Origin of the sequence: Pseudorhodoplanes sp., from assembly GCF_035565795.1 — a bacterium.
Lineage (GTDB): Bacteria > Pseudomonadota > Alphaproteobacteria > Rhizobiales > Xanthobacteraceae > Pseudorhodoplanes.
This window is the reverse complement of the sequence record NZ_DATMRV010000213.1, coordinates 1-9,911: the sequence shown is the minus strand read 5'-3', so window position 1 is coordinate 9,911 and position 9,911 is coordinate 1. Positions and strand designations below refer to the sequence as shown.

The 9,911-nt window shown below is 62.8% G+C and carries 8 protein-coding genes and 1 pseudogene; 6 read left to right on the top strand and 3 right to left on the bottom strand.

Annotation, left to right across the window (positions count from 1 at the left end; all coding sequences use genetic code 11):
• Nucleotides 1-24 precede the first annotated feature (24 nt).
• On the top strand, nt 25-1,218 hold the full coding sequence (locus VNZ93_RS19105) for an acyl-CoA dehydrogenase family protein (protein WP_325708811.1): 1,194 nt from the start codon (nt 25-27) through the stop codon (nt 1,216-1,218).
• An 87-nt stretch (nt 1,219-1,305) separates the two neighbouring features.
• Here the strand turns inward: VNZ93_RS19105 and VNZ93_RS19100 are convergent, their stop codons facing one another.
• Nucleotides 1,306-4,086, bottom strand: a complete 2,781-nt coding sequence (locus VNZ93_RS19100) for an FG-GAP-like repeat-containing protein (protein WP_325708808.1) — start codon at nt 4,084-4,086, stop codon at nt 1,306-1,308.
• Between the two features lie 266 nt (nt 4,087-4,352).
• On the opposite strand from VNZ93_RS19100, the gene VNZ93_RS19095 reads away from it, so the two are divergent.
• From VNZ93_RS19095 to VNZ93_RS19075, 5 genes are all read left to right on the top strand, one after another.
• Entirely contained in the window at nt 4,353-4,616 is a 264-nt protein-coding gene (locus tag VNZ93_RS19095; protein ID WP_325708805.1) for a hypothetical protein, read from the top strand.
• A gap of 489 nt (nt 4,617-5,105) precedes the next feature.
• Entirely contained in the window at nt 5,106-5,876 is a 771-nt protein-coding gene (locus VNZ93_RS19090) for an ABC transporter ATP-binding protein (RefSeq protein ID WP_325708803.1), read from the top strand.
• On the top strand, nt 5,873-6,655 hold the full coding sequence (locus VNZ93_RS19085; RefSeq protein WP_325708800.1) for an ABC transporter permease: 783 nt from the start codon (nt 5,873-5,875) through the stop codon (nt 6,653-6,655). The genes VNZ93_RS19090 and VNZ93_RS19085 overlap by 4 nt, the downstream gene beginning before the upstream one ends.
• On the top strand, nt 6,652-7,422 hold the full coding sequence (locus tag VNZ93_RS19080; RefSeq protein WP_325708798.1) for an ABC transporter permease: 771 nt from the start codon (nt 6,652-6,654) through the stop codon (nt 7,420-7,422). Before VNZ93_RS19085 ends, VNZ93_RS19080 begins: the two co-directional genes overlap by 4 nt.
• Nucleotides 7,422-8,468: a peptidase M29 gene (locus VNZ93_RS19075; RefSeq protein ID WP_325708795.1), complete on the top strand. Its 1,047-nt coding sequence runs from the start codon at nt 7,422-7,424 to the stop codon at nt 8,466-8,468. Before VNZ93_RS19080 ends, VNZ93_RS19075 begins: the two co-directional genes overlap by 1 nt.
• Nucleotides 8,469-8,621: 153 nt before the next feature.
• On the opposite strand, the gene VNZ93_RS19070 is transcribed toward VNZ93_RS19075, so the two are convergent.
• The gene (locus tag VNZ93_RS19070) at nt 8,622-9,563 is read right to left on the bottom strand and encodes a 3-hydroxybutyryl-CoA dehydrogenase (RefSeq protein ID WP_414710122.1); all 942 of its coding nucleotides are present in this window, start codon (nt 9,561-9,563) and stop codon (nt 8,622-8,624) included.
• Between the two features lie 186 nt (nt 9,564-9,749).
• Nucleotides 9,750-9,911 (bottom strand): annotated as a pseudogene (locus tag VNZ93_RS19065) (glycerol-3-phosphate dehydrogenase); the annotation flags it as partial.

The window sequence follows — 9,911 nt, the reverse complement described above, 5'->3', positions numbered from 1 at the left end:
GGGCGCAACAAGAAGGACAACAACATGGATGCCATCAACACTGACGCGCTGAATGTTTCGGTCCCGCTCGGCGAGGACTATCCGGATATCCGCGAAGGCGTGCGCGCGATCTGCAAGAAATATCCGGGCGAATACTGGCGCAAGCTCGAGGACAATGACGATTACGCCGAGGAGTTCATCCAGGAACTGACCGACGCGGGCTATCTCGCAGCGCAGATCCCGGAAGAATATGGCGGCTCGGGCCTGCCGCTGCGCGCCGGTTGCGCCATCCTCGAGGAAATCAACGCGAATGGCTGCCAGGCGAATGCCGGCCACGCGCAGATGTACATGATGGGGATGCTGCTGCGGCACGGCAACGAGGCGCAGAAGAACAGGTATCTGCCGGGCATCGCCGAAGGAAAGATCCGCTTCCAGTCCTTCGGCGTGACCGAGCCAACCACCGGCTCCGATACGCTGAAGCTGAAGACCCGCGCCGAGAGGAAGGGCGACCGCTACATCGTCAACGGCCAGAAGATCTGGACATCGCGCGCGCACAAGTCGGATCTGATGACGCTGCTGGTGCGCACCACGCCGGTCGATCAGGTCAAGAAGCGCACCGAAGGTTTGTCGGTGCTGCTGGTCGACGTGAAGGAAGCACTCGGCAAGGGCCTGTCGATGCAGCGCATCGACACCATGATCAACCACCAGACCAACGCGCTGTTCTTCGACAATCTTGAAGTGCCGGTGGAAAATCTGATCGGCGAGGAAGGGCAGGGCTTCCGCTACATCCTCACCGGCATGAATTCGGAGCGTCTGGTCGCAGCCTCCCAATCGTCCGGCGATTGCCGCTTCTTCATCAACAAGGCGGTGAACTATTCGAAAGAGCGCGAGGTGTTCGGCCGTCCGATCGGACAGAACCAGGGCATCCAGTTTCCGCTCGCGCGTTGCTATGCCGAATGGAAGGCGGCCGACCTGATGATCCGCGCCGGCTGTGCGCTGTTCGAAGCCGGACAGCCATGCGGCGAGGAGGCCAACATGGCGAAGCTGCTCGCCAGCGAAGCGGCCTGGCATGCGGCGGAAGCCTGCATGCAGACCCATGGCGGCTTTGCGGCCGCACGCGAATTCGACGTCGAGCGCAAGTGGCGCGATGCCCGCATCTCGCTGATCGCGCCGATCTCGACCAACCTGATCCTAGCCTATATCGGCCAGAACGTGCTCGGAATGCCGCGCTCGTACTAAAGCCGCGCTCGCACTGAAAAAAAATCCCCCGGCCGAAGCGCCGGGGGAGAGGCGGGGGACAGCCGTCGTCCGCGTTTGCCTGCGGCCTCAGACGATGTGCCAATCGGTCGAGACGGTGCCCAGGCCCTGCTGCGCCAGGATCTGATCGCCGTTCATCTGCCACTCCGCAACAGCGCCGGTTGCTGCGTTCTGCAGCAGCAGGTCGGCCTTGCCGTCATGGTTGAAGTCGCCGATCTGAGCGATGTCCCACCCTTTCGCCGTAAAGCCCGCAGTCGTGTTGCTGAGGATGTTGGCGCCGTCCATCTGCCACAGCACGATCTGGCCGGTGGTGTCGTTGTGCCAGAGGATGTCGGCCTTGCCGTCGCCGTTGAAGTCGCCGGTGCCGGCAAAGTGGAAGGCGTCGCCCATCGTGTAGTCAGACTGCAGGCCGACCTTCGCGCCGTCCATTTGCCACATCGCGACGTTGCTGCCCTTGCGCAGCAGAAGATCGGCCTTGCCGTCGCCATTGAAGTCGGCGGTGTCCTGGATGGTCCAGCCCGCTGCGATGGTGCCGACATTCGTCGTCGTGTGCGAAGCACCGTCCATGTTCCACATCTGGACCTGTCCAGTGCTCGTATTGTGCCACAGCACCTCGGCCTTGCCGTCACCAGTGAAGTCGTCGACGCCGCCGATTTTCCAGGTGGTGGCCATCGAGCCGAGATCGAGCTTCTGGGTGGCCTGCGTGCCGTTCATCAGCCAGAGCTGCACCTGGCCGTTATCGTTGTGCCAGAGGATGTCGTCCTTGCCGTCGCCGTTGAAGTCGAAGGCATCCACCGCGTGCCAGCCGGTACCTTGCGCACCCGCGCCGACATTGGCGAGCGTCGTGAAGCCATCCATCTGCCACATCGCTACGCTGCCGTTGCTGTTGTGCCACAGCACGTCGCTGTTGCCGTCGCCATTGAAGTCCGACGGAGCGGGCTGCAGCGTGGTCGCGGAAACCGATTTGTTCGCGGACCAGACATTGCCATCGAACGCGCTGGCCCAGAGTGTCTCGACACCGCCGTTCACGCCGCCGACATAGCGCACGGTTCCAAGATCCGCCGCGTCGACAATGATCCACTGACCTGCGGCCTGGGCGACACCCTTGACCGTGAGGAAGCCGCCGCCATTGCCACCGTCCCAGAAGGCATACTTGGTGATGCTCGAATTGCCGTCGAGGTCCTGGGCCGAGAAGATCGAGGACGCCGCGACCGATGCGCCTGCCGCCAGCTTGAAGTTGTTGCCAGTCACGGTGGGTGCGTGGTTTGCGTCGTCATTCTGGATCGTGCCGACCCCAACGTTGTCCGCGATCGTGGCGCCATTGGTGGCGTTCGAGAGATTGACGTTGAAGGTCTCGTCGGCCTCGAACTTTGTGTCGCCGTTAATCGTGACCGAAATGGTCTTCTGGGTTTCACCCGCCGCGAAGTGGACGACACCGGACGTCGCAACATAGTCCTCGCCTGCAATCGCGGTACCGTTGCTGGTCGCGAAATTCACGTCGAAGGCGGCGGTGCCGCTGGAGCGCGTGAGCGTGAAGGTCATAACCTTGGTCCCGGCATCGCCTTCCTGGATGCTCTTATCGTCGATCACGACCGAACCCGCGACTGCAGCCGCAGGTGTCTGGTTCTTGAGTGAGCTGTAGGACACGATTGTCCCGCCGAAGTTGACGAGTTCGACATTGGTGATGGTGTCGAGGCCGTCGGGCGAACCGGCGCGCATGTCCTCAATCGTTGCGGTATTCCCGTTGACGATGATCCTGTAGTCCGACTGCTTGCCGGAAAACACGACGGTATCGGTGCCGGCACCGCCGTCGATGATGTCGTTGCCGCCGCCACCCGTCAGGATATTCGCACCGGCATTGCCGGTGATGACGTTCGCGAGGTTGTTGCCGGTGCCGTTGATGTCCTGGATGCCGATCAGGCGCAGGCCCACCGCGCCTTCGTTCAGCGTGGTGTTGGCATTGGCGTAGATCTCGTTGCCGTTGACGAGGTCCATCTTGGCATTCAGTGCGCCCGCTTCGATGGTCGCAGAAACGTCGCCCTTGCCGGCGCCGGAGAATGTCACCTTGAACGTGCCGCCGTCCTCGCCGACCGACCAGCCGCCGCCTTCGCCGGTCCGGTCACTGCCGATCACCGCACCAGTGGCTGCGCTGCGCAATGTCACAGTGACGTTGCTGACCGCTTCGCCCAGGCTGTAGAAATTGTCCTTGTTGAAGTCGTTATAGACAGCGCCGGTCACAAACGACTTGGTGCTGTTATTTCCGAAATTCTGGGTCTGGAAAAACTGCACGTCGATGCCAGACATGCCGTTCAAGGTCGGACGTGTCGTAATCGCCGTGGCGCCGATACCCACCTCTTTATAGGACGGGTCCAGCATGGTGAGGCGGTGACCACCGGCTTCGCCAAAGACGTCCGGACCGGGCTTGTCATTGAACAGCCCCAGATGGTTCTTGATGGCCAGCCGCGCTATGATGTCCTGCTCGGTCGGAAGATCCGCTGCTTTGAAGTTGAATGCATTCTCGCCTGCACGGCCGATATTCTCTGGCCGGCGGACGTTATTGTTGAGGTAGCCGGCATTCTTGATGCGGGACGCTGGATCGAGGTCCCCGATCCCTTCGTGTTGGACGTTGTTCTTCAGAATCATCTGCGCGGTATGGCTGACCGCGGCAGCGGTGAGCTGATTATTGCCGGCAAGAACCTGCTTTGGGTCCGCCGTGATGGTGCCCGATCCCGGCAGGATGAAATCGTTCAGCGTCGTGAGACCGGCGCGTTGCGCTTCGGCGAGCGGGTCCATGCGGGCCCGGTTGATCAGTTCGAGTTCGAGCTGCGCGAGCTGAGTAAGCGTGGTCACGATCCGTCTCCTTCAATCCGATTTTCAGATTTCCGGAGATCGCCCCCCGGCTGCCCACCCTGGGCCTCGGGCTTTGGTAGCGGCCGGATTAAGAATGGTTCACGGATGCCATGCCGGGCGGTGTGATAGTGGTTGCGGGGCGACGGGAACCGGCAGATGGTGGCCTGCCGCTCAGGTCCAGCCTCCGTTGAACCTCAGGCACGCGTCCGCCGACAAACGATCAAGGGCCGAAGGGGCCCTCATATTTGCAAGCCTGAGGGGACATCATGCTTCGCATCATTGTCGCGACCTGCCTGATATCGGTGAGTTCGGCCTGCTTCGCGCAGGTGGTCCAGGAAGTGAAACCCACCGAACTGGGCGGCGGCTGCGAGACGCCCATCACAACGCTCGCCCCCAAGCTCACCACCTGCTCACTTGCCGACAACAAGGCGCGGGTCTGGTGCCCGAACGGAAAGGTGTTCGAGCGGTCGGGCCTCCAAATTCAGCCGGCGCTGGCGCGCTCGATCTGCGGGCTCAACCAGGTGCTCTAGCGGGCGCCTTCCTCGTGACCGCGACGGTCTTTCAGGCGATTGTGTGAAGCCCTGGCTGGCCGGCCCGGAAAGCTGGTCGGTCAGTGCGCCCGGACTAATCGATCAGCGCAATGATCCGGTGCGGCGAGAGGCTGTCCCAGACCGCCGCGGAATTAGTCAAGGTCAGTGCCGCCGTCGCGAGACTGATCCTTGGTCCGGCACAATCTGCTCTCGCGATATTTGTTTTCCGCGATTTTTCCGGACCTTTGGACGGCGTGTTCAATCCCTCCGAAATGCTTACGCCGCGCGCAATAGCTGCCCATTCCGGGCGCTTGCCGCCCCTCCGATGCCCCGCTATCGTGCCCGCGCCTTGAGCCTGTGTGACGCAATTCTCCGCTCGCCGCTCATTCCTGTACCGCAGGAATCCAGCAAGTCTGGCTCTGGGTTCTTGCCTGTGCGCGGGACGAGCGGGAGCGAGGTGACCGGTGATGCTCGGCGATTGGCTGCACTATGATCTCGATTGAAGGCCTCTCCAAAACCTTCGACACGCAGCGCAACCGTTCTCATCTCGCGATCTCGGACATCGACTTGGAGGTGGCGGACGGGGAGTTCGTCTCGATCCTCGGACCGTCCGGCTGCGGCAAGTCCACGCTTCTTTATATTGTCGGCGGCTTCGTGCCGCCTTCGACCGGCACCGTGCTGGTGGACAACAAGCCGGTGCAGGGTCCTGGCCCCGATCGCGGCCCGGTGTTCCAGGAATTCGCGCTGTTTCCATGGAAGACCGTCCTCGGCAACGTGATGTACGGGCTGCTCGAGCAGGGCGAGAGCCGCAAGGCGGCGGAGGCACGTGCCCGCGAATTGCTCGCCATGGTGAACCTCAGTCGCTACGCCGACTTCTATCCGAAGGAATTGTCCGGCGGCATGAAGCAACGCGTTGCGATCTGCCGCACATTGGCCTACCGGCCGAAAATCCTTCTGATGGACGAGCCGTTCGGCGCGCTCGACGCGCATACCCGCGTCAAGCTGCAGAACGAGTTGCTCGACATCTGGGAGCGCGACCGCAAGACCGTGATGTTCGTCACGCATAGCGTGGAGGAGGCGGTGTTTCTTTCCGACCGCGTGATCGTGATGACCCGCTCGCCCGGTCGCATCAAGGAGATCATCCCGATCGATCTACCGCGGCCGCGGCACAGGGCCGAGCTGTTGGTCAACCGTAAGTACCAGGATTACGTCGTCGATATCGAGAAGATGATGGAAAATCCGGCGGACGAGGCGGCATGAAGAACCTCACCGCCATTCCGGGTGTGCCGCCGCTGATCGCCTGCCTATGCCTGCTGATCGCGTGGCAATTGCTGTCGATGCGATGGGGGCTGGATTCGCTGCCGACCGCGTGGGAAAGCCTGATGGAGCTTCCGCGCATTCTCAACGATCCGAAGGCGCGCTACGATATCCTGTCGTCGGTGCGACGCATGATGACCGGCTTCGTGCTGGCGCTTGCGTTCGCGATTCCCATCGGCCTCATGATGGGGCGTAGCCGCAAGGTCGCGGCGTTTTTCAATCCGCTATTTATGATGATCTATCCGGTGCCGAAGGCGGCGCTGATGCCGATCATCATGCTGTGGCTCGGCATCGGCGATGCGTCGAAGACGCTGGTTATCTTTCTCGGCGTGTCGCTGCCGGTGATCTATCACACCTATCAGGGATCGAAGGCCGTCGGCGAGAAGCTGATGTGGTCCGGCGCCGCGATGGGTATGACGAAGCGCCAGCAGCTGTTCCGGATCGTGCTTCCGGCGGCGATGCCTGAAATCATGGTCGGCTGCCGCACCGGCCTCGTGCTCGCGCTGATCACGATGGTGACCAGCGAGATGATCGTGCGTCAGGCCGGCATCGGCAACCTGATCTACAACTCGCTCGACCTCGCGCAATATTCGGCGACCTACGCGACCATCGTGATCGTGGGTGTGCTCGGTTTCGTGCTCGATCTTGCTTTCGAGAAACTGCGCGGCATCGTGGTCGGCTGGGCCGATCCCGTCCACGCCATCGCGGTGGGCTCGGCATGACCGCGAAAACACGACTGTCCGAACTCGCGATCGGGATGATCCCGATCCTGCTGCTGCTCGGACTCTGGCAATATCTCACCGCGTTCAAGATCGCGCCGCCCGGATTGCTGCCGCCGCCCGGTGTCGTATTCGCGCGCTTCTTCCAGTTACTGGGCGATCCAACCTTCCTTGGACACGCCGCGATCACGATGTACCGGCTGGTCTGGGGCTTCGGACTTGCGGTGGTCGTTGGCGTCGGCCTCGGCATCCTGGGGGCAGGGAGCCGGGTTGCCGGCTCGCTGCTTCGCCCGGTCATCCGGGTGCTCGCGCCGGTGCCGAAGGTCGCGCTCTATCCGGCCTTCATGCTGACGCTCGGCTTCGACCATGCCTCGAAGATCGCGCTGGTCTTCGCCGACGCGCTGTTTCCGATCCTCCTGGCGACGCTCCAGGGCGCGCTGGCGGTCGAACCGAAGCTCGTCTGGTCGGCCCGGGCCATGGGCGTCAGCAAGCTCAAATGCCTCTTCACGGTTGTGCTGACCGCTGCCCTCCCGTCGATCCTGACCGGGTGCCGTATCGGGCTTGTGATTTCCTGTATCGTCGTATTTCTTTCGGAGATGATATCCTCCACAGATGGGCTCGGATATCTCCTGGTGCGGGCCGCGCGCAGTTTCCAGACGGTGGACATGTTCGTGCCCATCATCGCGATCTCTGTGCTCGGCCTTCTCCTGAACGCAGGCTTCAACGCACTGCGCGCCCGGCTGTTGAGAGGCTTTCCGGAGGAAAATTGATGCTGGCGGACCGGATCGAAGGCAAGTGGATCGATGCCTTCTGCGAACAGTTCGAAAAGTGCAAGGTGAAGAAGGGCGACACCGCCGCCATTCTCTCCGAAACGCAGTCCCGCCAGCTCAACGTACAGCTCGCCGAACTCGCCCTGCTGCGGATGGGCGCGCGGCCGTTCCACGTCGTCATTCCGACCCCGCGGAACGAATATCCCGTGCCGATCCGCTCGACCGGCGCCAGTGTCGCGATTGGCAAACTCGGGCCCGTGATATCGGCCCTGCAGCAGGCCGGCTTCGTCGTCGACTGCACGCTCGAGGGCCTGATGCACGCGCCCGAGACCCCGGAGATCCTCAAGGCCGGCGCCCGCATCATGGTGATCTCGAACGAGCATCCCGAAGCGCTCGAACGCATGCGCCCCGATCCGGCGCTCGAGCAGCAGGTGCGCAACGCCGCGCGGATGTTGCGCGGCGCCAAGCGCATGAAGGTGACCTCCGAGGCCGGCACCGATCTCGACGTCAACATGGAGGGCGCCCAGACCGTCGGCATCTGGGGCTGGACCGAGAAGCCGGGCACGCTCGCGCATTGGCCGGGCGGCATCGTGGTGAGCTTCCCGAAGGCGAATTCGGTGAACGGCCGCCTGGTCCTCGATCGCGGCGACATCAACCTGACCTTCAAGCGCTACATCGCCGAGCCGATCCGGCTCGACTTCAAGGACGACTACATCACCGACATCATCGGCGAGGGCGCCGACGCCGACATGTTTCGCAAGTATCTTGCCGCCTGGGGCGACCGCGAAGCCTATGCGGTGTCGCATGTCGGCTGGGGCATGAATCCCGGCGCACGCTATGAGGCGCTGTCGATGTATGGCCAGCGCGACACCAACGGCACCGAGATCCGCGCGGTGCCGGGCAACTTCCTGTTCTCGACGGGCGCGAACGAATTCGCCGGCCGTTACACGGCAGGCCATTTCGATCTGCCGGTCATGAAGACCACGATCGCGCTCGACAACACCATCGTGGTGAAGGACGGCGTCCTGCAGGACGTGTTCGGGTAGCTCTTTTCCCTCCCCCCGCGAAGCGGTGGGGAGGGTGGCGAGCGTCAGCGAGCCGGGTGGGGGGAGGCATATGTCCGATACCCCCCACCCCGATCTCCTTCGCTGCCCTCGGTCGATCGACCCTCCCCACCGCTTCGCGGGGGGAGGGTGAAGTCACACCACCGGCGGCTTCACCAGATCGAAGTGCCGCAACATCGCGACGAACGCCTTCAGCCGCTCCGCGCGATAGGCGTCGACATCCATGCCTTCGTAGTTGAGGAAGCCGCGCTTCGTCTTCAGGCCGATATGGCCTTCGGCCATGTTGCGCTCGATGATATCGGGTGAGGCATAGCGCGGATCGTCCAGCGCCTTGGTCAGGTAGCGGCTGGCATAGAACAGGATATCGCCGCCGCCCCAGTCGATGAATTCCAGCATGCCGAGCACGGCAAAGCGGAAGCCGAAGCCGTATTTGATCGCCTTGTCGAGATCTTCGGCGCTGGCGACGCCTTCCTCCACCATGCGCGCGGCTTCGTTCATGGCCAGCGACTGGATGCGCGGCACGATATAGCCGGGCTTCGCGGCGCAGACGACCGGCACCTTGCCGATGCCTTCCAGCATCGCCTTCAGCCGCGCAGTAACCGCGGGATCGGTCAGTTTACCGGGCGACATCTCGACCAGCGGCACGAGGTAGGCGGGGTTCAGCCAGTGTGCGTTGAGGAAGCGTTCGGGATGCGCAACGGCGCTGGAGATGTCGTCGACGAGAATGGTGGATGTCGTAGAGGCGATGATCGGCGAGGGGCCCGCGAGTTCGGACGCGCGCGCCAAGGCTTCACGCTTGAGATCGAGCACTTCCGGCACGCCTTCGAAGATCACGGTGGCGGACGAGAACGCTTCTTTCGCGTCCTGCTCGCGCACGATGCTGACGCGGGCGAGGATGGTGTCGATCTGCGTGGCGTCGAACATGCCGAAGGCGGCGAGGCTCGTCAGCACGCCGCGGATTTCACCCGAGGCATCGGCTTCGAGTTTGTTGAAGTCGTCGTCGCTGCGCGCCTTGAAGTCCACGACTTTGACCGGATGCCCGGCATAGGCGAACACCACGGCGATGCCGCGGCCCATTCGTCCGGCGCCGAGACAGGCGACTGAGTCAGTCATTTTACATCCCCGCTCGTCCCCGCGAAGGCGGGGACCCAGTCTTTGGTCGTTTAGCTCTAGGTCGTTTGCTTAGCTCTGGATCCCCGCTTTCGCGGGTATGAGCGAAAGGAGTTTCGTTTCCCTCCGCCAAACTACGGCTTGTGCTGGTTGTCAGAACCCATCCCGCAGCAATTCGTGCAAGCCGGCCTTGTCGAGATGCGCAAGGCCCATGGTCTTAAGCGTGCGGCCGGTCACCATGAAGTCTTCGCCGACCACTGCACCACCAATCGCAAGGAAAGCGCGCGCCAGCGGCGTCGGCACGCCGGCGAGTTC

What these genes read in the sequence shown, in the direction of transcription:
- VNZ93_RS19105 (WP_325708811.1), top strand. Translation starts at nt 25, where the DNA reads ATGGATGCCATCAACACTGACGCGCTGAATGTTTCGGTCCCGCTCGGC.
- VNZ93_RS19095 (WP_325708805.1), top strand. Translation starts at nt 4,353, where the DNA reads ATGCTTCGCATCATTGTCGCGACCTGCCTGATATCGGTGAGTTCGGCC.
- VNZ93_RS19090 (WP_325708803.1), top strand. Translation starts at nt 5,106, where the DNA reads ATGATCTCGATTGAAGGCCTCTCCAAAACCTTCGACACGCAGCGCAAC.
- VNZ93_RS19085 (WP_325708800.1), top strand. Translation starts at nt 5,873, where the DNA reads ATGAAGAACCTCACCGCCATTCCGGGTGTGCCGCCGCTGATCGCCTGC.
- VNZ93_RS19080 (WP_325708798.1), top strand. Translation starts at nt 6,652, where the DNA reads ATGACCGCGAAAACACGACTGTCCGAACTCGCGATCGGGATGATCCCG.
- VNZ93_RS19075 (WP_325708795.1), top strand. Translation starts at nt 7,422, where the DNA reads ATGCTGGCGGACCGGATCGAAGGCAAGTGGATCGATGCCTTCTGCGAA.
- VNZ93_RS19070 (WP_414710122.1), bottom strand. Translation starts at nt 9,563, where the DNA reads ATGGGCCGCGGCATCGCCGTGGTGTTCGCCTATGCCGGGCATCCGGTC.